This window comes from Sulfitobacter profundi (assembly GCF_042661425.1).
In the GTDB taxonomy this organism is placed as follows: Bacteria; Pseudomonadota; Alphaproteobacteria; order Rhodobacterales; family Rhodobacteraceae; genus Sulfitobacter; species Sulfitobacter profundi.
Genome location: NZ_JBHSWA010000001.1, coordinates 567,047 through 593,132 on the forward strand (window position 1 = coordinate 567,047; position 26,086 = coordinate 593,132).

Annotated in this window: 21 protein-coding genes and 6 pseudogenes; 16 read left to right on the forward strand and 11 right to left on the reverse strand. The window is 62.6% G+C overall.

Annotation, left to right across the window (positions count from 1 at the left end):
• Nucleotides 1-26 precede the first annotated feature (26 nt).
• Nucleotides 27-647, forward strand: coding sequence for a PAQR family membrane homeostasis protein TrhA (gene trhA / locus ACFQAU_RS03090; RefSeq protein ID WP_132446861.1), 621 nt, complete (start codon nucleotides 27-29; stop codon nucleotides 645-647).
• Here the strand turns inward: trhA and ACFQAU_RS03095 are convergent.
• Together ACFQAU_RS03095 and ACFQAU_RS03100 are read right to left on the reverse strand one after the other, a co-directional pair.
• Nucleotides 644-1,069 (reverse strand): YigZ family protein, encoded by a 426-nt coding sequence (locus tag ACFQAU_RS03095; RefSeq protein WP_386280470.1) that lies wholly within the window; start codon nucleotides 1,067-1,069, stop codon nucleotides 644-646. The two genes, trhA and ACFQAU_RS03095, sit on opposite strands and share 4 nt — an antisense overlap.
• Nucleotides 1,005-1,753, reverse strand: a pseudogene (locus tag ACFQAU_RS03100) (M48 family metallopeptidase). The gene ACFQAU_RS03095 and the pseudogene ACFQAU_RS03100 overlap by 65 nt, the downstream one beginning before the upstream one ends.
• 138 nt (nucleotides 1,754-1,891) lie before the next feature.
• Here ACFQAU_RS03100 and ACFQAU_RS03105 point away from each other — a divergent pair.
• The 12 genes and pseudogenes from ACFQAU_RS03105 (at nucleotide 1,892) to ACFQAU_RS03160 (ending at nucleotide 12,148) form a co-directional block, all read left to right on the forward strand.
• Nucleotides 1,892-2,121 (forward strand): annotated as a pseudogene (locus tag ACFQAU_RS03105) (hypothetical protein).
• A 10-nt stretch (nucleotides 2,122-2,131) separates the two neighbouring features.
• Nucleotides 2,132-3,010: a branched-chain amino acid aminotransferase gene (locus ACFQAU_RS03110; RefSeq protein WP_132446853.1), complete on the forward strand. Its 879-nt coding sequence runs from the start codon at nucleotides 2,132-2,134 to the stop codon at nucleotides 3,008-3,010.
• 97 nt (nucleotides 3,011-3,107) lie between these two features.
• Nucleotides 3,108-3,566, forward strand: coding sequence for a universal stress protein (locus ACFQAU_RS03115; RefSeq protein WP_040700546.1), 459 nt, complete (start codon nucleotides 3,108-3,110; stop codon nucleotides 3,564-3,566).
• Nucleotides 3,567-3,702: 136 nt separating this feature from the next.
• Nucleotides 3,703-4,263, forward strand: coding sequence for a NifU family protein (locus ACFQAU_RS03120; RefSeq protein ID WP_093928438.1), 561 nt, complete (start codon nucleotides 3,703-3,705; stop codon nucleotides 4,261-4,263).
• Between the two features lie 83 nt (nucleotides 4,264-4,346).
• Complete coding sequence (gene tsaB, locus ACFQAU_RS03125; protein ID WP_386280475.1) at nucleotides 4,347-4,877, forward strand: tRNA (adenosine(37)-N6)-threonylcarbamoyltransferase complex dimerization subunit type 1 TsaB; 531 nt, start codon at nucleotides 4,347-4,349, stop codon at nucleotides 4,875-4,877.
• Nucleotides 4,874-5,329 carry a GNAT family N-acetyltransferase gene (locus ACFQAU_RS03130; RefSeq protein ID WP_132446857.1) on the forward strand — a complete coding sequence of 152 codons (456 nt, stop codon included), beginning with the start codon at nucleotides 4,874-4,876 and terminating at the stop codon, nucleotides 5,327-5,329. The genes tsaB and ACFQAU_RS03130 overlap by 4 nt, the downstream gene beginning before the upstream one ends.
• 107 nt (nucleotides 5,330-5,436) lie before the next feature.
• Nucleotides 5,437-6,438 (forward strand): BMP family lipoprotein, encoded by a 1,002-nt coding sequence (locus ACFQAU_RS03135; protein ID WP_120350495.1) that lies wholly within the window; start codon nucleotides 5,437-5,439, stop codon nucleotides 6,436-6,438.
• A 135-nt stretch (nucleotides 6,439-6,573) separates the two neighbouring features.
• Nucleotides 6,574-8,193, forward strand: a complete 1,620-nt coding sequence (locus ACFQAU_RS03140) for an ABC transporter ATP-binding protein (protein WP_132446592.1) — start codon at nucleotides 6,574-6,576, stop codon at nucleotides 8,191-8,193.
• A 1-nt stretch (nucleotide 8,194) separates the two neighbouring features.
• Nucleotides 8,195-9,385 carry an ABC transporter permease gene (locus ACFQAU_RS03145; RefSeq protein WP_386280482.1) on the forward strand — a complete coding sequence of 397 codons (1,191 nt, stop codon included), beginning with the start codon at nucleotides 8,195-8,197 and terminating at the stop codon, nucleotides 9,383-9,385.
• A gap of 3 nt (nucleotides 9,386-9,388) precedes the next feature.
• Nucleotides 9,389-10,357: an ABC transporter permease gene (locus ACFQAU_RS03150; protein ID WP_120350493.1), complete on the forward strand. Its 969-nt coding sequence runs from the start codon at nucleotides 9,389-9,391 to the stop codon at nucleotides 10,355-10,357.
• Between the two features lie 114 nt (nucleotides 10,358-10,471).
• A pseudogene (locus ACFQAU_RS03155) lies at nucleotides 10,472-11,384 on the forward strand (sulfite exporter TauE/SafE family protein).
• Nucleotides 11,381-12,148, forward strand: coding sequence for a TIGR02186 family protein (locus ACFQAU_RS03160; RefSeq protein WP_132446590.1), 768 nt, complete (start codon nucleotides 11,381-11,383; stop codon nucleotides 12,146-12,148). The pseudogene ACFQAU_RS03155 and the gene ACFQAU_RS03160 overlap by 4 nt, the downstream one beginning before the upstream one ends.
• On the opposite strand, the gene ACFQAU_RS03165 is transcribed toward ACFQAU_RS03160, so the two are convergent.
• The 4 genes and pseudogenes from ACFQAU_RS03165 to ACFQAU_RS03180 all read right to left on the reverse strand — a co-directional run bounded on the left by ACFQAU_RS03165 (nucleotide 12,145) and on the right by ACFQAU_RS03180 (nucleotide 17,633).
• Entirely contained in the window at nucleotides 12,145-13,683 is a 1,539-nt protein-coding gene (locus ACFQAU_RS03165; protein ID WP_120350491.1) for an ATP-dependent DNA helicase, read from the reverse strand. The genes ACFQAU_RS03160 and ACFQAU_RS03165 overlap by 4 nt on opposite strands.
• Before the next feature lie 80 nt (nucleotides 13,684-13,763).
• A pseudogene (locus ACFQAU_RS03170) lies at nucleotides 13,764-14,482 on the reverse strand (helix-turn-helix transcriptional regulator).
• A 348-nt stretch (nucleotides 14,483-14,830) separates the two neighbouring features.
• Nucleotides 14,831-16,111: a crotonyl-CoA carboxylase/reductase gene (gene ccrA, locus ACFQAU_RS03175; protein ID WP_067630432.1), complete on the reverse strand. Its 1,281-nt coding sequence runs from the start codon at nucleotides 16,109-16,111 to the stop codon at nucleotides 14,831-14,833.
• A 125-nt stretch (nucleotides 16,112-16,236) separates the two neighbouring features.
• Nucleotides 16,237-17,633: pseudogene (locus tag ACFQAU_RS03180) on the reverse strand (1-acyl-sn-glycerol-3-phosphate acyltransferase).
• A 165-nt stretch (nucleotides 17,634-17,798) separates the two neighbouring features.
• Here ACFQAU_RS03180 and ACFQAU_RS03185 point away from each other — a divergent pair.
• The 3 genes from ACFQAU_RS03185 to deoD all read left to right on the forward strand — a co-directional run bounded on the left by ACFQAU_RS03185 (nucleotide 17,799) and on the right by deoD (nucleotide 21,100).
• Nucleotides 17,799-19,766, forward strand: coding sequence for a protein meaA (locus ACFQAU_RS03185; RefSeq protein WP_132446584.1), 1,968 nt, complete (start codon nucleotides 17,799-17,801; stop codon nucleotides 19,764-19,766).
• A gap of 83 nt (nucleotides 19,767-19,849) precedes the next feature.
• On the forward strand, nucleotides 19,850-20,194 hold the full coding sequence (locus ACFQAU_RS03190) for an H-NS histone family protein (protein WP_132446582.1): 345 nt from the start codon (nucleotides 19,850-19,852) through the stop codon (nucleotides 20,192-20,194).
• 201 nt (nucleotides 20,195-20,395) lie between these two features.
• Nucleotides 20,396-21,100: a purine-nucleoside phosphorylase gene (gene deoD, locus ACFQAU_RS03195; protein ID WP_120350486.1), complete on the forward strand. Its 705-nt coding sequence runs from the start codon at nucleotides 20,396-20,398 to the stop codon at nucleotides 21,098-21,100.
• A 90-nt stretch (nucleotides 21,101-21,190) separates the two neighbouring features.
• Here deoD and ACFQAU_RS03200 read toward each other — a convergent pair whose 3' ends face one another.
• The 5 genes and pseudogenes from ACFQAU_RS03200 to sdhA form a co-directional block, all read right to left on the reverse strand.
• Nucleotides 21,191-22,843: an FAD-binding dehydrogenase gene (locus tag ACFQAU_RS03200; RefSeq protein WP_132446580.1), complete on the reverse strand. Its 1,653-nt coding sequence runs from the start codon at nucleotides 22,841-22,843 to the stop codon at nucleotides 21,191-21,193.
• 54 nt (nucleotides 22,844-22,897) lie between these two features.
• Complete coding sequence (locus tag ACFQAU_RS03205) at nucleotides 22,898-23,113, reverse strand: hypothetical protein (protein WP_132446578.1); 216 nt, start codon at nucleotides 23,111-23,113, stop codon at nucleotides 22,898-22,900.
• Nucleotides 23,114-23,155: 42 nt separating this feature from the next.
• Nucleotides 23,156-23,935 (reverse strand): succinate dehydrogenase iron-sulfur subunit, encoded by a 780-nt coding sequence (locus ACFQAU_RS03210; protein WP_132446576.1) that lies wholly within the window; start codon nucleotides 23,933-23,935, stop codon nucleotides 23,156-23,158.
• Between the two features lie 10 nt (nucleotides 23,936-23,945).
• A complete protein-coding gene (locus tag ACFQAU_RS03215) occupies nucleotides 23,946-24,281 on the reverse strand; it encodes a hypothetical protein (protein WP_132446574.1) in 336 nt (111 codons plus the stop codon).
• Nucleotides 24,281-26,085: pseudogene (sdhA, locus tag ACFQAU_RS03220) on the reverse strand (succinate dehydrogenase flavoprotein subunit). Before sdhA ends, ACFQAU_RS03215 begins: the two are co-directional and overlap by 1 nt.
• Nucleotide 26,086: the final 1 nt, after the last annotated feature.

The window sequence follows — 26,086 nt, forward strand, 5'->3', positions numbered from 1 at the left end:
CAGAACGACGCTGCTACCTATTCGGCATGGCTTATCCGACCTCCACTTCTGAGACCTTGGCTGATGGCACAGTGCATCTGCTCAGCCTCGGATTTGCTATCCCTGCCAGCATCTTTCTGATGATGCACGCCGCAGGTCAGGAGGGCACGCTGACCGCCACCGTGATCTATGCGGCGTGTATCCTTGCCTCCTTCACCGCCTCCGCCGTCTACCACCTGCTGCCCTTCGACCGCAGTCGCGCTTTTCTGGGCCGTGTCGACCACGCGGCGATCTATTTCAAGATCGCGGGCACTTACACGCCGCTTGTAATGGTGATCGGCTCGGGATTTGCCTACGGCATTTTGGGCGTGGTCTGGGCGCTCGCGGTGATCGGCGCGGTGGCAAAGCTCTGGTTCTGGCGCACCGATGCGCGGGGGTCACTGGCGCTTTACCTCGGGATGGGGTGGCTCTCGGTCCTGTTGATCTACCCGATGTGGCACAATTTGCCCGGTGCCGCCTTGGCGCTGGTGGCCGCGGGCGGGCTAACCTATTCGGCGGGCACATTGATCTATGCCCACCCCGGCATGCGCTATCAAAATGCGATCTGGCATGTCTTTGTGTTGATCGCCACGGCCTGTTTCTTTGCCGCGATTGCACTGATCCTTTAGGCCGCCACCGCATCCAGATAGGCCCGCACGCAGGTCTGGACATGGCGAAACCGATCTCCGCCCAGATGTTTGCCGCCGTACCAACGGGTGACGACGATAAGGTGATCTTCCAGCCCTTCCCGCTCCAGCATGCGCAGGATCACCATCCCGGCACCGGATTCGCCATCATCCCCTTTCAGCGGGCCGCCGTCTGAGAACAGCACCGCCCATGTGTTATGCGTGGCCTTGGCGTAGGATTTCTCGCGCTTGAGGTCTTTTAACGCGGCGTCGACCTCGGCACGATTGCGCGCGGAACAGCCCGACACCGCGTATTTCGATCCGCGGTCGTTCAGTACCTGCCCCAATTTGCGCAAACCGTCACAGCCCCGCCATGGTGCGCCGCACGATATCGATCCGCGAACTGTTGGGCGGATGCGTGCCAAGGAAACGGTCGCCGGGATCGGGAATGCGGGTAAAGAATTCCGCCCCCGCAACGGATTATAGCCCGCCCGCGCGGTGATGATCGTGCCAAGGGCATCAGCCTCAAGCTCGAAGTCCTTGGAGTACCGCCGCGCGCCGACCTCAGCACCCAGTTCCTGCGCCGTGCGCACAGCGGTCGCGTCCCCACCGCTGAGCGTGGCGATCCCGGCAAAGATCACCGCGCCCGCCATGGCGTTTTGCTGCTGGCGGCCAATATGGCCCGCGATGTGATGCGCGGCCTCATGGCCCAGCACGAAGGCCAGTTCGTCTTCGTTGCGGGCATCGGCAATCAACGCCAAGGTAAAGGCGACAATCGGGCGGCCGTTTTTATCTAGCGTTTGAAAGGCGTTGGCAGGCTGTCCGGGGCGATCATCGACAACAATGTTAAAGTCGCAATTCATCCCCGTGGTGCGGTTGCGGCACTCCCGCTCGGCCACGGGCTCAAGCGTGCGAACCACCTGCACAAAGCTCCGCGCGGCGGCGTTCGCGCTTAGCCGTGGGCCCGACTGCCCAGTGGTTTGCTGCCCAGTGGTCTGCTGCCCGGTGGTCTGCGGCCGGTCGACCTGGATCGGCCCTGTCTGAACCGGTGCCACCTCGCAGGCCGAAAGCAGGGCGATGACGGCAAATGCGCCAAGGGCATTCAACAATTTCACGGCAAGTCCTCGCTCGGTTTTTCCTCGCCCACCTGTCTATCATGACGCCCCGGCGCTGCCACCCCCGTTCACAGAGCTTTGACGTCCCAACGGCGGTCTTGCGCTTGGCCGCACAAAGCCTAATGTGCCCTCATGTTTACCATCGAGCACGAATTCGACGCCACCGTCATCACCCTGATCGACGAATCCGACGCCCCCTGCGCGAGGACGTGACCGTCTCTGCCTTTGCAGGACAGATCACGATCGAGCAATGGGACGCGCGCACTGACCGTGTGGTCAAGATCACCCTGTCCCCCGCGCAGCTGAGCGATCTGACGGCGGCATTGAACCTGCCCGAGGGCATCTACCGCAGCAATTCCTAAGGATCGTCACATGGCCACCGGCACAGACATCAAGACCTATTTCAACGGCGCATGGCACGACGGCGATCTGCCCACCATCAAGGCTGCCGATCACGGCGCATGGCTCGGCACCACCGTCTTTGACGGGGCGCGGCTGTTTGACGGGCTGGCCCCCGATCTTGAGGCGCATTGCGCGCGGATCAACCGCTCTGCCCGGGCCCTCATGATCACCCCCACGGTCGAGACCGAGGACATGATCGAGATGTGCCGCGAGGGTCTGAAAAGCTATTCGCGCGATCAGGCGGTCTATATCCGTCCGATGTATTGGGCGCTGGCGGGCGACGAGTTGGGCATCGTGCCGCGCGAAGGCGCCACCGGTTTCGCCATCAGTCTAGAGGCCATCCCCATGGCCCCGCCAGAGGCCGCAACCACCCTCACCCGCACCCGCTTCCGCCGCCCGGTGCTGGAGGATAACGTGGTCAATGCCAAAGCAGGCTGTCTCTATCCCAACAACGCCCGGATGATGGTCGAGGCGCGGTCCAAAGGTTTCGGCAACGCGCTGGTGGCCGATGCCATGGGCAATGTCGCCGAAAGCGCCAGTGCGAACGTGTTCATGGTCAAGGATGGCGAGGTCTTCACCCCCATTCCCAACGGCACGTTCCTTGCCGGGATCACCCGCGCGCGGCATATGTCGAACATGCGCGGCGCGGGCATGAAGGTGCATGAGACCGTCCTCAGCTTTGACGATTTCCATGCCGCCGATGAGGTGTTCCTGTCGGGCAATATGATGAAGGTCACCCCCGTCCGCGCCTTTGACGACACGCAATATGGCACCGGGGACAACCAGAACCCGGTGACCCGCCGCGTGCGCGAAATGTATTGGGATTGGGCCGCAAGTCAGCGCGGCTGAAGGTCCGGGCGGCAGCGGCGCGCGAAACCAATTGCCAGCGTCGTCCGCCCGCGCCATGATCGTACCGCACCGGGAGGAGGTGCGGAGAGAGGGTTTGATGCGGAAATTCCTAGTGGTGCTGGACGATAGCACCGAATGTCTGAATGCCATGCGTTTCGCCGCCCTGCGCGCAGCGCGTACCGGGGGCGGCGTGGCCGTCCTGTCGGTGATCCCGCCCGAAGAGTTCAACCATTGGATCGGCGTCGGCGACCTGATGCGCGAAGAGGCCCGCGAGCGGATTGAGGTGCATTTCGAGGTCTTCGCCAAATGGATGCGCGACAAACAGGGCGTCGATCCTGAGTTGATCATCCGCGAGGGTGAGCCCACGGATGAGATCATCCAACAGCTTTCAGATGACCCAGACATCGGCGTGCTGGTGCTCGGCGCCAGCGGCGACCGCAAGAAAGGCCCCGGCCCGCTTGTTACGCAATTGTCGCGCTCTGCCGGGGCTCTGCCTGTGCCAATCACCATCGTGCCCGGCGATCTCAGCAAGGAACGGCTCGAAGCGATCACTTGACCGCCGCCCACGCCTGACCCAGCCCTGCATCCCGCCCCTCCGTGTGGGCCACACACAATTTAGAACGGTTCTAAACCTTGACTTGCCGCCCGCGCAGGCGCATATCAGAACCCACGCCGAAAGCGAGGTACACCCCATGTTCATCCAGACCGAATCCACTCCGAACCCCGCAACGCTCAAGTTCCTGCCGGGTCAGACCGTGCTGGAGATGGGCACCGCCGATTTCCCGACCCCCGATGCCGGGGCGACATCGCCGCTGGCCCAACGGCTCTTTGCTGTTGAGGGTGTGACGGGCGTGTTCTTCGGCACCGATTTCGTCACCGTGACAAAGCAAGACGCGGTGGAATGGGACCATGTGAAACCCGCCCTGCTGGGCGCGATCATGGAACATTTCCAATCCGGTGAGCCGGTCATGGCCTCTGACCACCAGCCCACATCGGGCCACGCCGCCCATGATGGCGAAGACGGTGAAATAGTCGGTCAGATCAAAGAGTTGCTCGACAGCCGCGTGCGCCCTGCCGTGGCCCAAGATGGCGGCGACATCACCTTTCACGGGTTTGAGCGTGGCGTTGTCTATCTGCACATGCAAGGCGCCTGCGCGGGCTGCCCCTCGTCCACTTTGACGCTGAAAATGGGCATCGAAAACCTGCTGCGCCACTACATCCCCGAGGTGACAGAGGTTCGTCCGGTTGCCTGACCATCGCGCAAGCGGGCCGCTCATTCTGGCCTTCGACACATCGGCCGCGCATTGCGCGGCCGCTGCTGTCGGGCGACCGGGTATTGGCGGCGCGTGTCGAGCCGATGACCAAGGGCCAAGCCGAACGGCTGTTGGTGCTTTGCGAGGAACTGCTGAGTGACGCAGGGGTGGCCTACGCCGACCTCAATGCGCTTGGCGTTGGCATCGGACCGGGCAATTTCACCGGCATCCGCATCGCCGTTTCCGCCGCGCGTGGGTTGGCGCTTGGCCTTGGCATTCCGGCGGTCGGGGTCGATGCCTTTGACGCATTGCGCGAGGGTCACGATGGCCCCTGCGCCTGCGCTGTGGATGCACGGCGCGATCAAGTCTTCCTCCAAGGCTATGACAACGCAGGCATTTCCACCCCCGCCCTTTACGACGCATCCGGTCTTCCGGCCTTCACCGGCCCCCTCATCGGCGCGGGCGGAGAGCCTCCCGCCATGCCGGTGGCCGAAGCCATCGCCCGCATAACGGCCCGCCGTTTCGCCGACAGTCCAGCCCGCCCCGCGCCGCTTTACCTGCGCCCCGCCGATGCCGCCCCGGCGCGCGACGCGGCCCCGGTGCTGCTGCCGTGACACCAGCCGCGCTTGCGGCCCTCCACGCCGCTGCCTTTACCCAAGACAGACCGTGGCAGGAGGCAGAGTTTGCCAGCCTGCTGGACAGCCCCTTCGTGGAGCTTTTCACCCGCCCCGGTGGCTTTGCCCTGACCCGCACCATCGCGGGCGAATCTGAACTGCTCACCCTCGCCGTCGACCCTGCCCGGCAGCGCCAAGGGCTGGGCCGCGCCCTGCTGAGCGACTGGTTGGCGGCCCTGCCCGCCGACTGTGACAGCGCCTTTCTTGAGGTTGCCGCCGACAATCTTCCCGCCCGCGCACTCTATGCGAATGAAGGCTTTGCCCAAATTGCCACCCGCCGTGCCTATTATGCGCGCAGGGGTGTGGCGGCGGTCGATGCCTGCATTCTGCGGCGCATGTTGACCCGTGGTCACTGTGGCGATCCCGCCGCCCTGCCCGCAAAAAGCGGTTGACCCTACCCCCTGCCTGCGCCCTAAATTACACCTGATCATATGATCCACAAACGCCGTGGCGGCAGCACCTGCCCGACCGCCCGGCACCACAAACCGGGAGACGATAAATGACCCTCATGACGAAATTCCTCGGCGCAGCCGCAGGCTTGGCCCTGACATCGGGCGCCGCGCTGGCCGAACCCGCGCTGATCTTTGATCTTGGCGGCAAGTTCGACAAAAGCTTCAACGAAGCGGCCTTCAACGGCGCGACCCGCTGGGCCGAAGAAACCGGTGGCAAATTCGCCGAGATCGAAATGCAGTCCGAAGCGCAGCGTGAGCAGGCTCTGCGCCGCTTCGCCGAATCCGGTGCCAACCCGATCATCACCATGGGTTTCGCCATGGCCGATCCGCTCTCGACAGTGGCCCCTGATTATCCCGACACGAAATTCGCCGTGGTCGACGTGAACTGGCTCGACCTGCCCAACGTGCGTCAGGTCAGCTTTGCCGAGCATGAGGGGTCCTACCTTGTCGGCGTGATGGCCGCGATGGCATCTGAGTCGAATACCGTCGGCTTTGTCGGTGGCATGGACGTGCCGCTGATCCGCCACTTTGGCTGCGGCTATGCCCAAGGCGTCATGGCGACCAACCCCGATGCCAAAGTGATCGCCAACATGACGGGCACCACCCCCGCCGCTTGGAACGACCCGGTGAAGGGGTCTGAGATCACCAAAGCCCAGATCAACCAAGGCGCTGACGTGGTTTACGCCGCAGCAGGCGGCACCGGCGTGGGCGTGCTGCAAACCGCCGCCGACGAAGGCATCCTGTCGATCGGCGTGGACAGCAACCAAAACCACCTGCACCCGGGCAAAGTCCTGACCTCAATGCTGAAACGTGTCGATGTCGCGGTCTATGACGCGATGATGGCGGGCGAAGACCTCGAAGTTGGCGAAGTTGTGACCCTCGGCCTTGCCGAAGAAGGTGTCGGCGTCGCCATGGACGAGCATAACGCCGATCTCGTGACCGAAGAAATGAAGGCCGCCGTAGACGAAGCGCGCCAGAAGATCATCGACGGCGAGATCAAAGTGGTTTCCTACTACGAGAATGACAGCTGCCCGGCGCTGGACTTCTGAACTTAGATTAACCAAAATGACCACAAGGGCCGCGCCGTTCCACCGGCGCGGCCCTTTCCGAACATGACACCGTGACCCGGACAGAGATGGGCCAATTCCAGATCAAGGGCCGCCACGCCCGCAGGACCTTTTGATATGACCGATACCGCCCCCGCTACCGGCACCGCGCCAGCGATCGAACTCAAAGGCATCTCCAAAGCCTTCGGCCCTGTGCAGGCCAACAAAGACATCTCGATCCGCGTGATGCCCGGCACGATCCACGGGATTATCGGCGAAAACGGCGCGGGCAAGTCAACGCTGATGTCGATCCTCTATGGCTTTTACAAAGCCGACGCGGGTGAGATTTTCATCAGTGGCAAAAAGACCGAGATTCCCGACAGCCAAGCCGCCATCTCGGCGGGCATCGGCATGGTGTTCCAGCATTTCAAGCTGGTCGAGAACTTCACCGTGCTGGAAAATATCATTCTGGGCGCCGAAGATGGCCGCCTGCTGAAGCCCTCGCTCTCCAAAGCCCGCAAAACACTGATCAGCCTGTCTGAGGACTACGGCCTCAACGTCGATCCCGACGCGCTGGTGCAGGACATTGGCGTCGGCATGCAGCAGCGCTTGGAGATCCTCAAGGCGCTCTACCGGCAGGCCGACATTCTGATCTTGGACGAGCCGACCGGCGTGTTGACACCTGCCGAGGCCGACCAGCTATTCCGCATCCTCGGGCGCCTGCGATCTGAGGGCAAAACCATCATCCTCATCACCCACAAGCTGCGCGAGATCATGGAGATCACCGACACCGTGTCGGTCATGCGCCGGGGCAAGATGACCGCGACCGTGAAAACCGCCGAGACCTCGCCGCCGGAACTGGCCGAGCTGATGGTCGGGCGTAAGGTATTGCTCCGCGTGAATAAAAAGCCTGCCACACCGGGCGATGTGATCCTTGATGTCAAAGGTCTGCGCGTGGTTGACGACAAGGGCGTCGAGCGTCTGCGCGGCATCGACCTGCAGATCCGCGCGGGCGAAGTGCTGGGCCTTGCGGGAGTTGCGGGCAACGGCCAATCCGAACTTCTCGAAGTGCTGGGCGGCTATGCCGATGGCACCGGCAGCGTCACGCTAAACGGCACGCCGCTGGACCTTTCGGGCAAGAAATCCGACGGCCAATCGCGCCGCGCCCGCGGCGTGGCCCATGTGCCCGAAGACCGCCAGCGCGAGGGTCTGATCATGGATTTTCAGGCGTGGGAGAACAATGTCTTCGGCTACCACCACGACGACCGCTTCAACAGCGGGCTGCTGATGGACCACGCGGCCATCCGTGCCGATGCCGAAGACAAGATGGAACGCTTTGACGTGCGCCCGCCCGACCCGACGCTGGCGGCCAAGAACTTCTCGGGCGGGAACCAGCAAAAGATCGTTCTGGCCCGGGAGATCGAGCGCAACCCCGACCTGTTGCTGATCGGCCAGCCCACACGCGGCGTCGACATTGGCGCGATTGAGTTCATCCACGAGCAGATCATCGCCCTGCGCGATCAAGGCAAGGCGATCTTGCTGGTCTCGGTCGAACTCGAAGAAATCCTTGCCCTGTCGGACCGCATTGCAGTGATGTTCGACGGGCAGATCATGGGCGAACGCGCCGCCGACCAGACCGACGAGAAAGAACTGGGGCTGCTCATGGCTGGCATCACCGACACCGAAAACGAACACAGCGTGGCCGAGGTCGAAGCCAATCTCGCCCGCGCCGGCGGCGACGCCAGCAAGGAGGTCTGAAATGGACGTGATGCCAAAATGGGCCGAGGTGATCCTCGTGCCGCTGATCTCTTTGTTGCTGGCCGCCCTGCTCTCGGCGCTGGTGATCCTTGCCATCGGCGAAGACCCGATTGCCGCCGTGACGCTGATGGTCAAAGGCGCGCTCGGCTCAACCTATGGCTGGGGCTACACGCTTTATTACGCGACCAACTTCATCTTCACCGGGCTTGCCGTTGCCGTGGCCTTTCACGCGCGGCTGTTCAACATCGGGGGCGAAGGTCAGGCAATGCTGGGCGGTTTGGGCGTCGCCATTGCCGCGCTCTATATCCCTTGGCCGCATTGGACGCTGGCGCTGATCGGCTGCGGTGTGATGGCCGGGCTTTTGGGCGCGATCTGGGCCGCGATCCCCGGCTGGTTGCAAGCCAAACGCGGCAGCCACGTCGTGATCACCACGATCATGTTCAACTTTATCGCCGCCGCCCTGCTGAACTACGTTCTGGTCAACGTCATGCGCCCGCCCGGCAGCATGGACCCGGCCAGCGCGCGCTTTCCCGAGGCCGTGCATCTGCCCACGTTGCATGAATTGCTGGCCCCGCTTGGCATTGCCTTTTCCAAGTCCGCCCCCGCCAACGTCTCACTGCTCGTCGCCACCGCGGCCTGTATCGTGGTCTGGCTGCTGATCTGGCGCACCCGTCTGGGCTATGAAATCCGCGCCTATGGCCATTCGCAACCTGCCGCCAAATACGCGGGCATCTCGCCCGTGCGCATCACCATGGTCACGATGATCATCTCGGGCGCGCTGGCGGGGCTGATGGCGATCAACAACGTCATGGGCGAAAGCGAACGTCTGGTGCTGAACGCCACCGAGGGCGCAGGCTTTATCGGCATCGCCGTGGCGCTGATGGGCCGCAGCCACCCGGTTGGCGTCTTCTTTGCAGCGCTGCTCTTTGGTTTCCTCTATCAAGGAGGTGCCGAACTGGCCCTCTGGACCTCGATCCCGCGCGAATTGATCGTCGTGATCCAAGCGCTGGTGATCCTCTTTACTGGCGCGCTCGACAACATGGTTCGGATGCCGCTGGAGCGTCTTTTCCTTATGTTCCGCCGCCCCGGCCCCCTGCCAATTCCGCTGACAGCGAGCCCAAACCCGGCCCCCGCAGCGCCCAGTCGGAGAGCGCGGAATGAGCCCCTATACCCCCTGAGAAAGCGGGTCTGACCTATGGACTATATCACGCTCATCCAATTGCTCGACAGCACCGTTCGGCTGGCCACGCCGCTGCTTTTGGCCTGTCTTGCCGGTCTCTTCTCCGAACGCGCGGGCGTCTTTGACATCGGGCTCGAAGGCAAGATGCTGGCGGCGGCGTTCTTTTCCGCCGCGGTGGCATCGCTCACCGGGTCGGTCTGGCTTGGCCTTGCGGCGGGCATCGCCTCTTCGCTGGCACTCAGCGCTGTCCACGGGCTGGCCTCGATCACCTTCCGTGGGAACCAGCTCATTTCTGGCGTGGCGATCAACTTTCTCGCCGCGGGCATGACGGTGCTGATTGCCCAAGACTGGTTCGCCCAAGGCGGCCGCACACCCTCGCTCTTTGGCGGCGCACGGTTCGAGCCGATCACCCTGCCCTTTGCCGAGGCCGTGGCCGACGTGCCCTTCATCGGCCCCTTCTACGAAGAGCTGATCTCGGGCCATTCGATCCTTGTCTATGCCGCCTTCCTCGCCGTGCCGCTGACATGGTGGATCCTGTTCCGCACCCGCTTTGGCCTGCGCCTGCGGGCGGTGGGTGAAAACCCTGCCGCCGTGGACACCGCTGGCGTCTCGGTCGTCGGTCTGCGCTATGCCGCCGTGGCCATTGCCGGGCTGCTCTGTGGCGTGGCTGGGGCCTACCTCAGCACCGCGCTGCAGGCGGGCTTCGTCAAAGACATGTCGGCGGGCCGTGGCTTTATCGCGCTGGCCGCGCTGATCTTTGCCAAGTGGCGCCCTTGGTACGCGCTCTGGGCCACGCTGCTCTTTGGCCTTTTCGGCGCGCTAGAGACGCGGCCTGATGTGATCCAGTCGGTCATCGGCATCAAGGTGCAGGGCCAGCTTCTGGGCGCACTACCCTATCTGATGACGGTGGTGATCCTCGCAGGCTTCGTCGGCAAGGCGATCCCGCCCCGCGCGGGCGGCGAACCCTATGTGAAAGAACGCTGACATCCCCCTCCGGCCCTTGCACCCGAGGGCCGGATCGGCGCAACCTATCTCAGTGGTCGCCTTGTCGCGGCAAGCTATGTTGAAAAGCGCGGCCGTTCGGGGCTAGGAAACGTCATGCAAATCTACCTGCCCATCGCCGAAGTTTCGGTTAACGCCTTTCTCCTTCTGGGATTGGGCGGCATTGTGGGCATTCTGTCGGGCATGTTCGGCGTCGGCGGCGGGTTTCTGATCACGCCGCTGTTGTTCTTTGTGGGCATCCCCCGCCGTGGCCGTGGCGACTTCGACCAACCAGATCGTCGCGTCGTCTTTTTCGGCCCTGCTGGCGCATCTCAAACGGCGCACGGTGGATTTCCGAATGGGCTGGGTGCTGCTGGCCGGGGGTCTTGTCGGCTCGGGCATCGGCATGTTCATCTTTAACTACCTGAAATCGCTGGGTCAGGTCGATCTGCTGGTGACCCTTTGCTACGTGATCTTTCTGGGCATCATCGGCGGGCTGATGTTCTTTGAATCGCTCCGCGCGATCCGCCGCACCCGCAAGGGCGGGCGCGTGCAGCGCAAGAAACACTACTGGGTCCACGGCCTGCCAATCAAAATGCGCTTTCGGGTATCGGGGCTTTATATCTCGGTGATCCCCCCGGTGCTTGTCGGCGCGGCGGTTGGGATGCTCTCGGCCATCATGGGCGTCGGTGGCGGCTTCATTATGGTGCCCGCGATGATCTACCTGCTTGGCATGCCCACCAAAGTGGTGATCGGCACCTCGCTGTTGCAGATCATTTTCGTGACCGGTTTCACCACCATGCTGCACGCCACAACCAACCAGACGGTCGACATCGTGCTGGCGGTGCTCTTGCTGGTCGGTGGCGTGCTGGGCGCGCAGGTTGGCACGCGCATCGGCGTGCGGATGCAGGCCGAACAGTTGCGCATCTTGCTGGCGGTTCTGGTCCTCGCGGTCTGCGGCAAGCTGGCGCTCGATCTGCTGCTGGAACCGTCCGAGCTTTATTCCCTCAGCCCGGTGGCGGCAGAATGATCCGCGCAGTTCTCGCATTCGCTGGCCTGATGTTCACCGCGCTCACCGCCGCGGCGGAAGAGGAGATCGTGCTGGGCCTCAGCCAAGCCGAAGTCTCCATCACCACCAATTTCGACGGGTCCGAAATCCTCGTTTACGGCGCTGTCAAACGTGAAACGCCAATCCCTGAGGGCGCGCCGCTTGAGGTGGTCGTCACCGTCTCTGGCCCCTCGACCCCGATCATGGTGCGGCGCAAGGAACGGCGCTTTGGCATCTGGGTCAACACCGACGCAGTTGAGGTCGACCGCGCGCCGAGTTTCTATGCCGTGGTCACCTCTGGTCCGCTGTCCGAAGTGCTCAAACGCATCGAAGACCTGCGCCACCGCATTTCCATCCCCCGCGCCATCCGCTCTGTCGGCGCGCCGATGGAGATCGCGGACCCGACCCAGTTCACCGATGCGCTGATCCGCGTGCGCAAGGATGCCAACCTCTACCAAGTCATCGAAGACGGCGTGAAGGTTGACGAACAGACCCTCTTTCGCGCCGCCGTTGCGCTGCCTGCCTCGCTCACCGAGGGCGCCTATGACACGCGGATTTTCCTGACCCGTGGCGGCGATGTGGTGGCGCAATATGAGACGGTGATCGACGTGCGCAAAGTCGGGATGGAACGGTGGCTGTTCAACCTCGCCCACGAACAAGCGTTTATTTACGGGCTGTTGTCGCTGTTTATCGCCGTTTCGGCGGGCTGGGTTGCCTCAGCCGTCTTCGGATTGCTGCGCCGCTAAGCCGCGCCATCCTCTGTCGCTTCCAGCGTCAAAGCCGCAGCCGGAGCGGCGCGCAGATCATCGACGCGCAGCGGCCCAGATGGCTTGCTAAGCCGATTACGCACCACCCAGATCAACCGCTCCTGCGCGCGGGTGATGGCGACATAGGCAAGGCGTTTCCACAGCGGTTGCCCGGCCTCAGAGCGCCCCATCCGCGCGGCCGCATAAAGATCGGGCGCAAAGACCTGCACGTTCTCCCACTGGCTGCCCTGCGCCTTGTGGATCGTCACAGCAGCGCCGTGCAGAAACGTGGCCCCCATACGCGCGGCGAAGGGAATAAAGGGCTCTTCCTCATCCGGTTTTTCGATTTTCACGATCGACGCGGCACTTACCTGCGGGTCTTCGGCACCGATGACGTGCAACCTGCTGAACCCCGGCTTTCGTCCCTCGCCCAGATAGACCACCTGCGCGCCCTTGATCAGGCCGCGCGCTTCTAGGTCGAGGCGTTTCTTGCGGTGCTTCAACGGCAATTCGATCCCGTCGCAGATCAGCGGCTCGCCGGCCAACAATGCATCTTCGGGCGCGCCATGCACGGCGCGGAAGGCGTTGATCAACCGAATGCGCGTGGCGTTGCGCCAAACCAGCACAGGGCTGCGCGCCATCAGATCAACCTCAACCCGCTGGCCCCAAACCACGCGATCATCCTTGCGTGCCGCGTCTTCGATCATCCGCTCGAAGTCATGAAACTCCAGCTGCGGGTCGGCCAGCGCATGGGCCAGATCAAGGATCGGATTGTCAGCTTGCTGTCGGTGGATACGGTTGAGGTTCAACACCCGCTTTTCGGGCAGTTTTTCAAACACCATCGTGCCGGATTGCCCCACCGGGGCCAACTGCGCCGGATCGCCGAACAGAAGCAGCGTCGGGAAAATCTCTTTCAGGTCCTCGAACTGTTTGTCATCCAGCATCGAGCTTTCGTCGACAAAACCGATATCCAACGGGTCTTCGCGCCGCTTCCATCCGGTGATGAAATCACTGCCCCGCAAGCCTGCCGCCGCCAGCGCACCGGGGACGGATTTGTTGTTCGCGAAAAACGCCGCTGCCCGGTCGAGCGCGACTTCGCTTAGTCCTTCGATGTCCGGCTTTTCGCCGTTCCCGGTCAGCCATTCCGCGATGCGCTCGTATTCAGGGTGGTAAACCGGCGTGTAAAGAATACGGTGGATCGTCGTCGCGGGCACGCCGCGCAGACGCAAAACGCTGGCCGCTTTATTGGTCGGCGCAAGGATCGCCAGCGTGCGTTTCTCGCGTTTCTTGCGCGATTCGTAATCGCCCGAGACGATGTCGACGCCCGCCGCTTCCAAGGCCCGATAAAGCTCGGCCAGCAGCAGTGTTTTGCCCGATCCGGCCTTGCCCGTCACCGCCATCACCTGATCCGGCCCGCCCGCAGGCGGCATCAGCAAGGAATCGTCCAGATCAATGCCCGCAGAGCGCAGCATCTCGGCCACCTTGTCATGGGCGGCGGCTTGGTCTTCGGAGTAGGTGAGCGCGGTAGATGTCATTGGGCGACCCTAATTGAGCCCCGCGCCGGGGGCCAGATGGCTTCGCCCTGCCTGCCCGCGATTCACGCGAATTATCCACCTCAGACGACGATCAGCCCCCGGCTGAGCGCGCGTGCGACGGCATGGGTCGTGTTCGATGCGCCCAGTTTGAACCGCGCGCTTTCCACATAGGCCCGCAGCGTGTGTTCCGAGATCGACAACCGGTCGGCCACCTGCGCGCGGCTATAGCCCACCGCCAACAGCGTCATCGCATCGACCTCACGGGGGACAGCGACTGTACCGCGCAGGGCGCACGGTCCGGGGCCAATGCCAATGCCTTCTCGTTGAAACAATGCGCCGCCCAGATCAGATCGCGCCGGTGCCGCGCGGTGAACGCGGCCCAGACCCCATCCGTGCAACTATGGTTCGTGGTAAACAGCGCAAATTGCCCATGCGGCCCCCGGATCGGGACTGAGAAACCCTGATTGCCGACCCCGTGGTCCAAGGCATCCCGGTGGAACTGCCGCGCCGCGCGGGAGGACCAATCGAGGTCTTTCCAGTCCACCGGCTCAAACCGGCGATAGCAGCCAGCGACAACCGGATCGATGCGGAGATAGTTGTGCGCCTGATAGCGTTCGGACCAGAGCGGCCCATAGGTGCCGCAACCATATTGCACGCCCGCCGTGTCGACCCAGTGATAGACCACATGCAAAATGCCGTAGTGATCGCGCAGGTCTTCGCAGGCTTGGCCAAGATCGGGTTGGCCGTCAGCCTGTGCCAGCCTTTCCCAAATGCGTTCCAGATGCGGCTCTATCCTCATGCGTCCGGCCTATGGCCCTTTCGCGTTGCAAGGACATCTCGGCCAGAGCGATAAGCGCCGCGTCGTCCAACTGTTCCGCCGTGCGCGGCAGTTGGTTCGCCATGGCAAAAGCCCTGAGATCGGCCAATACGTCCAATATCCAATCATCTTGCATGAGGGTCGCCCAGCTTTGGTTAATGGCAGATTAATACAACCATAGCATGTGCACGATTTCGCACCATCCGCGCTTTTCGTCCCCCCAGAAATGGCGGGGTTGGCTGCGGTAAGTCTTTGTTCTGGTTGCGGACAAACGAAAAACCCCCGCGGCCGGGGCCACGGGGGGATCTTGTCTCAGACTATCGGTATCGCTCAGTCGCGCGCCATCACCGTGTCTTCGAGTGTGCGCAGTCCGGTCGTGGGGGCCTGCACCAGCACCGACATATTGCCCGGCTTATGCTCATTGCGCATCATCTTCATATGCGCCTCGGGCAAATCGGCCCAGCTAAAGACTTCGGACATGCAAGGATCAAGACGGCGTTCCATCATCAACTTATTCGCCGCGCTCGCCTGTTTCAGATGCGCAAAGTGGCTGCCCTGCAAACGCTTCTGGTGCATCCACATATAGCGCACATCGAAGGTCAGGTTAAAGCCGCTCGTCCCGGCACAGATCACCACCATGCCGCCCTTTTTGACCACGAAGGTCGAAACTGGGAAAGTCGCCTCGCCGGGGTGTTCGAACACCATATCGACGTTCACGCCCTTGCCGGTGATGTCCCAGATCGCCTTGCCGAACTTGCGGGCCTCTTTGAACCACTCGTTATATTCCGGCGTGTTCACCGTGGGCAGCTGGCCCCAGCAGTTGAAATCCTTGCGGTTCAACACGCCCTTGGCACCCAGATCCATCACGAACTGCCGCTTGCTCTCGTCCGAGATCACGCCGATCGCATTGGCGCCTGCGGTGTTGATGAGCTGGATCGCATAGGAGCCAAGGCCGCCCGACGCACCCCAGACCAGCACGTTCTGGCCGGGCTTCAGGTCATGCGGCTCGTGGCCGAACAGCATCCGATAGGCAGTGGCCAGCGTCAGCGTGTAACAGGCGCTTTCTTCCCATGTCAGGTGCTTGGGGCGCGGCATAAGCTGCTGGCTCTGCACGCGGGTGAACTGAGAGAACGACCCATCGGGCGTCTCATAGCCCCAGATGCGCTGGCTGGACGAATACATCGGGTCGCCGCCGTTGCATTCCTCATCGTCGCCATCGTCTTGGTTGCAGTGGATCACCACCTCGTCGCCGACTTTCCAGCGGGTCACTTTGTCGCCCACCGCCCAGACGATGCCAGAAGCGTCGGAACCTGCGATGTGATAGGGCTCACCATGGCCGTCAAAGGGGCTGATCGGCACGCCGCGCGCGGCCCAGACACCGTTGTAGTTGATGCCCGCCGCCATGACCAAGACCAGCACGTCCTGACTGTCGAGTTGGGGCACATCGACGACTTCCTGCAGCATTGCGCTATCCGGGTCGCCGTGCCGCTCGCGGCGGATGGCCCAAGCATACATCTGTTTCGGGACATGACCCATCGGGGGCATTTCACCCACTTCATACAGGTCTTTTTGCGGGGCGTCATAGTCGGCGTGTTTCGTATCCAGTGCCATGTGGGCCTCCTGCCGGTGATCGGTATCTACAAGGTCTGTGCCGCACTGCAGAATCGCGGCGGCTCCCCTTTGGGATATGATCCGACGCGCAACATTGCAACCCCCACACGTCCACTTTTGTAATTTTATGACCCAGCAGACGCAGCAATTTCTGCCGCAGGTGCAGCATCCTCACTGGGGAAATGCGCAATGGAATTCGCGTAGAAGGCCAAAACAGGCTCCTGCCCTGCCGCGATTTGCAGCCCCTGCGCGTCTTCGGAAATGACGCCACGTTTCTTAAGGCGGTCCGTGGCGCGGGCGACGCGGTCCGGCAGTACGTCGGGCTTGGGCACGCGGTTGCGCAGCGGCATCTGTTCAAGCGTGGCGGCCACTTTCGCCAGCAATTCCGCCTCGCTCAGCGGCCCTTTCGCCTGCAGCATCACCCGCGCGATCAGCGGTACGGTTAACACAGGCATGGCCTGCGCGATCCGGTCCATCAGCATCTCCGATAGATCCGAGACCGGCACATCCGCCCCCGTGCGGCGCAGAGAAAGCGGATCACCAAAGGTCACCGCCGCCGTGCCAAAGCGCGTGTCCCGCCCGCGTATCCGCCGCCAAATCTTGCGCAGCACAAAGCCCACCACCACCGTGATCCGCGCGCCAAAGCGCCGGTCGCCGCGCTCTCCGGCGGCGATCAACACGCGATCTTCTAAAATCCGGTCATAGTTAATCGCCACGGGCACAAAGATGATGTCACGCTCCCCTTCGGGGTCGAACCCCTCCACCACATAAGACAGCAAGCCCACCTTTGGCGGCTGCAAAGCCCCGGTGAGGCTCAGCCCCCCTCAGGATAGAACGCCTGCGTCACCCCGCCCGTCGTGGCCATCTGCACGTAGCGCGCCAAGACCTTGCGATAGAGCGCCCCGCGCGAACGGCGCCGGATAAAGTAAGCGCCCATGGAACGGATCAACGTGCTCAGCGGCCAAACCCGCGCCCATTCGCCCACCGCATAGCTCAGCGCCGAAGACCGCGCGGCGAGGTAGGTCACCAGCATGTAATCCATGTTCGACCGGTGGTTCATGATGAAAACCACCGTGGCATCACGCGGCAGCGCGGTGAATGTCGACTCGTTGCTCACGGCCGTCTCGACCCGGTAGACCGTGTTGGTCAACAACCGCGCCAGCCGGATGCCAAAGCTGAAATAGGCAAAGGCGGAAAACCGCGGCACGATCTCGCGCGCATATTCGCGGGCCTTTTGAAAGGCGACGTTCTCGGGCACGCCATTGCTGCGGGCGTAGTTTACGATCTCTTGGCTGACCTCCGGATCATAGATGAGGCGCTGAATCATGTCATGCCGCCGGGCCAGCTTGAAGGGCTCAATGGGCCGGGTCAGCCGCTTGTTCAGCCGCTCCACTGCCCGTTCCAGCCGTCGGCGAAAGAACCAACGCACCGAAGGCAGCAGAAAATGGCTCAGCGCCGTGACGGCTGCGAAAACCACGATGAGGATAAACAGCCAAAGGGGCAATTGCACAGTCTGCGTCATGGCTTAACCCTTACAGCGCGCAGGCGAGAGGACAATAATTATCTGTTTTCCGCCCACCCGCCGGGCGCGCGTGATGCCGCAACGCAGCGAATTGACAGAGGCATATTATTTCCCTTATCAACGTCATTACGCAACTTTATTGCCACCCAGATTCAAGAGGCCAAGATGACCCAACCGCAGAAAGACCGCCCCTGGCTCATTCGCACCTATGCGGGCCATTCCACCGCCGCCGCGTCCAACGCGCTCTACCGGTCAAACTTGGAGCGCGGGCAAACCGGGCTTTCGGTGGCTTTCGACCTGCCCACCCAGACCGGCTATGACAGCGACCATGTGCTCAGCCGTGGCGAGGTTGGCAAGGTCGGCGTGCCGGTGAACCACCTCGGTGACATGCGCGCGCTTTTCGATGGCATCCCCCTTGAACAGATGAACACCTCCATGACGATCAACGCGACGGCTCCTTGGCTGCTGTCGCTCTATATCGCCGTGGCCGAAGAACAGGGCGCGGATATTTCCGCTCTGCAAGGCACGGTGCAAAACGATCTGATCAAGGAATACCTCAGCCGCGGCACCTATATCTGCCCGCCCGCGCCCTCACTCAAGATGATCGCGGATGTGGCTGAATACTGCTATACCAACGTGCCGAAATGGAACCCGATGAACGTCTGTTCCTACCACCTGCAAGAAGCAGGTGCGACGCCAGAACAGGAATTGGCCTTTGCACTTGCCACTGCCACCGCCGTGCTCGACGCGCTGAAACCGCGCGTCCCGGCAGAGGATTTTCCGAAATTGGTGGGCCGCATCTCATTCTTCGTGAACGCGGGCATCCGTTTCGTCACCGAGATGTGCAAAATGCGCGCATTTGTAGACCTTTGGGACGAGATTTGCCGCGACCGCTATGGGGTCGAAGACCCCAAATTCCGTCGTTTCCGCTATGGGGTTCAGGTCAATTCACTGGGTCTGACCGAACAACAGCCCGAGAATAACGTCTACCGTATCCTCATTGAAATGCTCGCCGTGACCCTGTCGAAAAAGGCCCGCGCCCGTGCTGTGCAATTGCCCGCGTGGAACGAAGCGCTCGGCCTGCCCCGCCCGTGGGACCAGCAATGGTCGATGCGGATGCAGCAGATCATGGCCCATGAAACCGACCTTCTGGAATTCGACGATCTTTTCGACGGCAATCCGGCGGTCGATGCCAAGGTGGAATTGCTCAAAGAAGGCGCACGCGCTGAATTGGCAAACCTCGACGGTATGGGCGGCGCGATTTCCGCGATCGATTACATGAAGGGCCGCTTGGTCGAAAGCAACGCCGACCGGCTGCGCCGCATCGAAAGCGGCGAGACAGTCGTCGTCGGTGTGAACAAATGGCAACAAGGCGCGCCCTCGCCGTTGATGACCGGGGCGGGCGATATCATGCAATCAGACCCCGGTGCCGAAGCCGACCAACTCTCCCGGCTCGACGCATGGCGCAGCGCGCGCGACGAGGGCGCCGTTAAACAAGCATTGGCCGACCTACGTGCCGCCGCCAGCGCGGGCGACAACATCATGCCCGCCTCCATCGCCGCCGCCAAGGCGGGCGTCACCACCGGCGAATGGGCCGCGCAGATGCGTGCCGTTCACGGGGAATATCGTGGCCCGACAGGGGTTTCCCCGGGCCAGTCCAACGAGACCGAAGGCTTGGACGATCTGCGCGACGCGGTGGATGCGGTCAGCGATAAACTGGGCCGCAGGCTGAAATTCCTCGTCGGCAAACCGGGGCTCGACGGCCACTCTAACGGGGCAGAGCAGATCGCCGTCCGCGCCCGCGATTGCGGCATGGACATCAGCTATGAAGGCATCCGCCTGACGCCCGCGGAAATCGTCGAAGCCGCGCAGACGGAAGCCGCCCATGTGGTCGGCCTGTCGATCCTCTCGGGCTCGCATGTGCCATTGGTCGAAGACCTAATGCAGCGCATGGCCGAGGCAGGGTTGAACCATATCCCGGTCATCGTCGGCGGCATCATTCCCGAGGCTGACGCAACACGTTTGCGCGCTGCCGGAGTGGCGCAGGTCTATACCCCGAAAGATTTCGAATTGAACGTGATCATGGAAGATATCATTGCGCTGGCCGACCCCAAAGCGGTGGCCGCAGAATAGGCTGACACAAAATACAACGTGCAATTAACCAATTGGATCTATAATTCCCCGTACCAGCACAATCTGGAAAGGAAATATCAGATATGGAAAAAGACCTGAAATCCATGAGCCGCAAGGAATTGGAGAAACTTCTGTCGGATGTCAAAAAGGCATTGCAGGCCGCGCAGGCCCGCGAACGCCGGGCGGCACGTAAGGCGGCCGAGAAGGCTGCGGCGGAATATGGCTTTTCCCTGAATGAGTTAGCTGATGAACAACCCGCACCCAAGAAGGCAAAGAAACCGCACAAAGCGGCTACGGGCCCGAAATCGAAACCTCAGTTTTCCAACCCCAAAGACCCGTCCCAGACTTGGACAGGAAAAGGCCGTCAGCCGAATTGGTTTCGCGCCCAAGTAGAGAATGGTGCCGATCCGGAAACGATGCGGATTTAACCATTTCCCGAATTGCGGGAATTTGGCGCCGCGTGAATGGAAATTCACCGGCGCCTTTTTTTATTCTTGAGGGAAAGCGAATTGGGTAGCCGTCCCAATTGTCGTGCGCCCGTCCGCTTTACGTCACGCCCCCTCCCCCATCGCGGCCCTTGTGAAGCCCGCCTCGGGCAGGCAAAATGCGCCAAACATCAGGAGACAGAAATGACCGTCCATATTGGCGCGAAACCCGGCGATATCGCCGACACCGTATTGATGCCCGGCGACCCCTACCGCGCAAAATGGGCGGCAGAGACCTTTTTGGAAGGGGCCGAGCTGGTCAACGAAGTGCGCGGCATGCTGGGCTTCACCGGCACATGGCGCGGCAACCGCGTCACCATCCAAGGCTCCGGCATGGGCATGCCCTCGCTGTCGATCTACGCCAATGAGTTGATGACGGAATATGGCGCGCAAACTCTGATCCGCATCGGCTCTTGTGGGGGGATGCAGAGCCATGTCGGCATTCGCGATGTTATCATCGCGATGACCGCCAGCACCATCACCTCGCCCTCCTCCGGTATTTTCCGCGAATTAAACTACGCCCCCTGCGCCGATTGGGGCCTGCTGCGTGCCGCCGTGCAAGCGGCCGAGAAGCTGGAGGCGAAAACCCATGTCGGCGGGATCTATTCTTCGGACGTCTTTTATGCCGAACGCCCCGATCTGGACGAGCAGATGGTGCGCCACGGTATTCTGGGTGTCGAGATGGAAGCGGCGGAGCTTTACACGCTGGCCGCGCGGCACAAGCGCCGGGCACTGGCGGTCTTGACCGTGAGCGACCATTTGCAGACCGGTGAGGCGCTGCCGTCGGAAGACCGGGAGAAAAGCTTTGGTGATATGGTTGAGATTGCGCTGGAAGCGGCCTTTGCCTGACCGTCGCGTCCGCTGAGAGTGCGGACGGTATTTGAAAAAGGATGAAGAGGCGCGGCGGGGGTCGCGCCTTTTGCTTTTGTGGGGCTGGTATCAGGCGTTTTGACCGGCGAGGCGCCCGGAGTAGAGGCAGCCGCCCAGAAAGGTGCCTTCGAGGGCGTTGTAGCCGTGGTAGCCGCCGCCGCCAAAGCCGCAGACCTCCCCGGCGGCGAAGAGGCCGGGCAGGACCGTGCCTTCGGGGGTGAGCACGCGGCCTTGGAGATCGCTGTGCAGCCCGCCGAGGGATTTCCGGGTGAGGATGTTGAGGCGCACGGCGATCAGCGGGCCGTTGGCAGGGTCGAGGATAGCGTGAGGTTTGGCGGTCCGGATCAGCCGGTCGCCGCGGTAGGCGCGGGCCCCGCGGATTGCGGTGATCTGGGCATCTTTTGCAAAGGGGTTGTCCAGTTGACCATCGCGGGCTTCGATCTGGGTGCGGATGTGGTCAAGGCGGACGGGCGCCTCGGGGGTGAGCGCGTTCATCCGGGTGACAAGGGTGTCGAGGTCGTCAGCGACGATGAAGTCTGCGCCTTTGTCCTTGAACGCCTCAACTGCGGCGGTGGCGCCTTCGCCGAGGCGGGCTTTGAGCACCTCGCGCCAGCTGCCGGAGGTGAGGTCGGGGTTCTGTTCAGAGCCCGAGAGGGCGAATTCCTTTTCAATGATCTTTTGTGTGAGGATGAACCAGCTGTGCTCGCCCGCTTGAAGGATGCGGCGCAGGGTTGAGAGCGTGTCGAAACCGGGCATGCAGGGCGCCTCCATCCGGTTGCCCTTGGCGTCGAACCACATCGACGATGGGCCGGGCAGGATGCGGATGCCGTGGTTGGGCCAGATCGGGTTCCAGTTCTGGACGCCTTCGCAATAGTGCCACATGCGGTCTTCGTTGATCAGCCCTGCCCCGGCTTTTGCGGCGATGGCGTGCATCTTGCCGTCGACGTAGTCGGGCACGCCGCTGACCATCTGGCGCGGGGCGGGGCCGAGGCGGTCGGTTGGCCAGTGTTTTCGCACCAGATCATGGTTCGCGCCGATGCCACCGGTGGTGAGGATCACCGCCTCGGCGCTGTGGTCGAAATCGGCTTTGATGGAGCGCGAGGTGATGTGGCCGCGTGGGGCGCTGCTGTCGTCGAGGACATCCCCCGCGACGCCCGTCACGGCGCCGTCGGTGGTGATCAGACGGGTCACCCGGTGGCGGAAGCCGAGACGTAGTTGGCCTTTGGCCGCATGTTCCTGCATGAGCCGCGCAAAGGGGGCGACGACGCCGGTACCGGTGCCCCATGTGATGTGGAAGCGCGGGACGGAGTTGCCGTGGCCCTCTGCCCCTGCCCCACCGCGTTCGGCCCAGCCGACGACCGGGAACCAGCGCATGCCGAAACCTTGCAGCCAGTCGCGCATGTCGCCCGCGGCCCATTCGAGGAAACCCACCGCCAGCGCGCGGGGATTGGCGTCTTCGGGCCGGTCAAATTGCGCGGACCCCATCCAGTCGCGATAGGCCAGTTCCGGGCTGTCGCGGATGCCCATGCGGCGCTGCTCGGGCGTGTCGACCATGAAGAGCCCGCCAAGCGACCAGAACGCCTGTCCGCCAAGGCTTTGCGGCCCTTCCTGATCCAGCAGCAGAACCCGGCGCCCGCGCAGCACCGCTTCGTGAGCGGCCACCATGCCAGCCAAGCCCGCGCCGACGACGATCACATCTGCGTTGAAAGTCTCACTGCCCATCGCACCTCTCCCCTTTTGAAACGAGTGTGCGGCGAGTTCACGGCAAAGGCAATGTCACAGGCGCGGCGTGTCGAGCCCTTTGAGGCAGCGGTCCGGCGGGCCTTCGCTGCGGTAGGCTTCGGCCCCGCAGGCGACGCAGTGGTATTTGCGCAAAGCGCCCTTGTCGCCGGTCCGGTCTTCGCGCCAGCGGCAATCGCGCGTCGGCGCGTTGCGGCGGGCAAAGATCAGCACGATCACAAAGACGACAACGATGATGAAGGGCAGGATCATAAGATCACCAAAGGCCCGGCGCTTGGCCGGGCCTTGTTGTCTTTAGACGGTCCGTTCGACCATCAGTTTCTTGATATTGGCAATCGCCGCGGCCGGGTTCAGCCCCTTGGGGCAGGTCTTGGCGCAGTTCATGATCGTGTGGCAGCGGTAGAGCTTGAACGGGTCTTCGAGGTCATCCAGACGCTCGCCCGTGGCCTCATCCCGGCTGTCGATGATCCAGCGGTAGGCGTGCAGCAGGGCGGCTGGCCCAAGGTAGCGGTCGCCGTTCCACCAGTAGCTGGGGCAGGATGTCGAGCAGCAGGCGCACATGATGCACTCATAGAGGCCATCGAGCTTAGCGCGGTCGTCGATCGACTGCTTCCACTCTTTGCGGGGCTCGGGTGTCTCGGTTTCCAGCCAGGGCTGGATCGAGGCGTGCTGGGCGTAGAAGTGGGTCAGGTCGGGGATCAGGTCTTTGACCACCGGCATATGCGGCAGCGGGTAGATTTTGACCACGCCGTTGATCTCTTCCATGCCGTACGTACAGGCCAGCGTGTTGATGCCATCGATGTTCATCGCGCAGGAGCCGCAGATGCCTTCGCGACAGGAGCGGCGGAAGGTCAGCGTGGGGTCAATCTCGTTTTTGATCTTGATCAGCGCATCAAGGATCATCGGCCCGCAATCGTCCATGTCGACGAAATAGGTGTCGAGCGCCGGGTTCTTCCCGTCGTCGGGGTTCCAGCGATAGATGTGGAACTCACGCAGGTTGGTCGCGCCTTGCGGTTTGGGCCATGTCTTACCGCTGGTCATGCGGGAGTTTTTCGGAAGCGTCAGTTGAACCATTGTGCGTCTCCTAAAGCGTCAGACCGGCTGCGGGCGCGGCGGCCAGCAGGCAGGTACGGGTCTCGGGGCGCGACAGGATCGTGCGCACGGTGCCCGCTGTTGTGTCATCCACGCCGACCACGGCGGCGCGGGCCAATTCGCGCAGTTCCAGCGCGTCGGCATTGTCGATGATGCAGTCGGTGAAGGGCGTGATCAGCTCTTTGGGCACCTGCGGGAAGCGGGTGGCCAAGATTTCGGTCACCACCCCTTTGGAGCCTTGGCGGGCGGTGTCATCCACCGCCTGCTGGACTTCGACACAGCCCGAGAGAGCGAACAACGTGGCCGCGATGAGTGCTGTGCGAACCATCAATACACCCGTGCCTTGGGGGCGATTTTCTTCATGTCGATCCCGCCTTCGTCTTCTTTGGTCAGCGGGTCGAGGTGCACAGCGCGGTAGGTGAGTTTCGCGTCATTGCCATCGAACCACGCCAGCGAGTGCTTGCGCCACTCGTCGTCGTTCCGATCCGGGTAGTCCTCATGGGCGTGTGCACCACGGCTCTCTTTGCGGGCAGCGGCGGCGGTGATCGTGGCGGTGGCGTTGGGCATGAGGTTGGTCAGCTCCAGCGTCTCCATCAGGTCCGAGTTCCACACGAGGCTGCGGTCGGTGACATGCAGGTCGTTCAGCTTGTCGGCGACTTCGATCATCTTCTCGCGGCCCTCTTCCAGCGTCTTATCGGTGCGGAAGACGGCGGCATCGGCTTGCATGGTTTTTTGCATCTCAAGCCGCAGCTCGGCGGTGGGCGTGCCGCCCTTGGCATTGCGCAGACCGTCGAAACGATCGAATGCCTTTTCCACCGATTTGAGGTTCGGCGCAGGCACCGGGCTGTCGGCGTCGACAATCTTGGCGGCGCGGATCGCGGCGGCGCGGCCAAAGACCACGAGGTCAATGAGCGAGTTGGAGCCAAGCCGGTTCGCACCGTGGACCGAAGCACAGCCCGCCTCGCCCACAGCCATCAGGCCGGGTGCGATGGCGTCGGGGTTGTCGGCGGTCGGGTTCAGCACTTCGCCCCAATAGTTGGTGGGGATGCCGCCCATGTTGTAGTGCACCGTCGGCAGCACCGGGATCGGCTCTTTCGTGAGGTCCACCCCGGCAAAGATACGCGCGGATTCCGAGATGCCCGGCAGGCGCAGGTCTAGCGTTTCGGGCGGCAGGTGGTTCAGGTGCAGGTGGATGTGGTCTTTGTTTTCGCCCACACCACGGCCTTCGCGGATTTCCATCGTCATGCAGCGCGAGACAACGTCGCGGGATGCGAGGTCTTTGTAGGTCGGCGCGTAGCGTTCCATGAAACGCTCGCCTTCGGAATTGGTGAGGTACCCGCCCTCGCCCCGTGCGCCTTCGGTGATCAGACAGCCCGCACCGTAGATGCCGGTGGGGTGGAACTGAACGAATTCCATATCTTGCAGCGGCAGACCCGCGCGGGCTGCCATGCCGCCACCGTCGCCGGTGCAGGTGTGCGCCGAGGTCGCCGAGAAATAGGCACGGCCATAGCCGCCGGTCGCCAGCACGACCATCTTGGCGCTGAACAGGTGCATAGTGCCGTCGTCGAGCTTCCAGCAGAGCACGCCTTGGCAAACGCCGTCGTCCGACATGATCAGATCGATGGCGAAATATTCGATGAAGAATTCCGCGTTTTGCTTCAGCGACTGGCCGTAGAGCGTGTGCAGGATCGCGTGACCGGTCCGGTCGGCGGCGGCACAGGTGCGCTGCACGGGGGGCCTTCGCCAAATTCGGTGGTGTGGCCGCCGAAAGGACGCTGATAGATCTTGCCCTCTTCGGTGCGCGAAAACGGCACACCGTAATGCTCAAGCTCGTAAACCGCCTTGGGCGCTTCGCGGGCGAGGTATTCCATCGCGTCGGTGTCACCCAGCCAGTCAGAGCCTTTGACCGTGTCATACATATGCCACTGCCAGTTGTCGGGGCCCATGTTGCTCAAGGACGCGGCGATGCCACCCTGCGCCGCCACGGTGTGCGAACGGGTTGGGAAAACCTTGGAGATACAAGCCGTGCGCAGCCCCTGCTCCGCCATGCCCAAAGTCGCGCGCAGACCAGCACCGCCTGCCCCCACCACGACAACGTCATATTCGTGGGTTTCATATTCATATGCTGCCATT

Coding starts and splice junctions, on each gene's coding strand:
- ACFQAU_RS03190 (WP_132446582.1), top strand. CDS start 19,850: ATGGAAAAAGACCTGAAATCCATGAGCCGCAAGGAATTGGAGAAACTT.
- ACFQAU_RS03150 (WP_120350493.1), top strand. CDS start 9,389: ATGGACTATATCACGCTCATCCAATTGCTCGACAGCACCGTTCGGCTG.
- ACFQAU_RS03165 (WP_120350491.1), bottom strand. CDS start 13,683: ATGACATCTACCGCGCTCACCTACTCCGAAGACCAAGCCGCCGCCCAT.
- ACFQAU_RS03200 (WP_132446580.1), bottom strand. CDS start 22,843: ATGGGCAGTGAGACTTTCAACGCAGATGTGATCGTCGTCGGCGCGGGC.
- ACFQAU_RS03145 (WP_386280482.1), top strand. CDS start 8,195: ATGGACGTGATGCCAAAATGGGCCGAGGTGATCCTCGTGCCGCTGATC.
- ACFQAU_RS03215 (WP_132446574.1), bottom strand. CDS start 24,281: ATGGTTCGCACAGCACTCATCGCGGCCACGTTGTTCGCTCTCTCGGGC.
- ccrA (WP_067630432.1), bottom strand. CDS start 16,111: ATGGCACTGGATACGAAACACGCCGACTATGACGCCCCGCAAAAAGAC.
- ACFQAU_RS03135 (WP_120350495.1), top strand. CDS start 5,437: ATGACCCTCATGACGAAATTCCTCGGCGCAGCCGCAGGCTTGGCCCTG.
- ACFQAU_RS03140 (WP_132446592.1), top strand. CDS start 6,574: ATGACCGATACCGCCCCCGCTACCGGCACCGCGCCAGCGATCGAACTC.
- ACFQAU_RS03160 (WP_132446590.1), top strand. CDS start 11,381: ATGATCCGCGCAGTTCTCGCATTCGCTGGCCTGATGTTCACCGCGCTC.
- ACFQAU_RS03210 (WP_132446576.1), bottom strand. CDS start 23,935: ATGGTTCAACTGACGCTTCCGAAAAACTCCCGCATGACCAGCGGTAAG.
- ACFQAU_RS03120 (WP_093928438.1), top strand. CDS start 3,703: ATGTTCATCCAGACCGAATCCACTCCGAACCCCGCAACGCTCAAGTTC.
- deoD (WP_120350486.1), top strand. CDS start 20,396: ATGACCGTCCATATTGGCGCGAAACCCGGCGATATCGCCGACACCGTA.
- ACFQAU_RS03110 (WP_132446853.1), top strand. CDS start 2,132: ATGGCCACCGGCACAGACATCAAGACCTATTTCAACGGCGCATGGCAC.
- trhA (WP_132446861.1), top strand. CDS start 27: ATGGCTTATCCGACCTCCACTTCTGAGACCTTGGCTGATGGCACAGTG.
- ACFQAU_RS03185 (WP_132446584.1), top strand. CDS start 17,799: ATGACCCAACCGCAGAAAGACCGCCCCTGGCTCATTCGCACCTATGCG.
- ACFQAU_RS03205 (WP_132446578.1), bottom strand. CDS start 23,113: ATGATCCTGCCCTTCATCATCGTTGTCGTCTTTGTGATCGTGCTGATC.
- ACFQAU_RS03115 (WP_040700546.1), top strand. CDS start 3,108: ATGCGGAAATTCCTAGTGGTGCTGGACGATAGCACCGAATGTCTGAAT.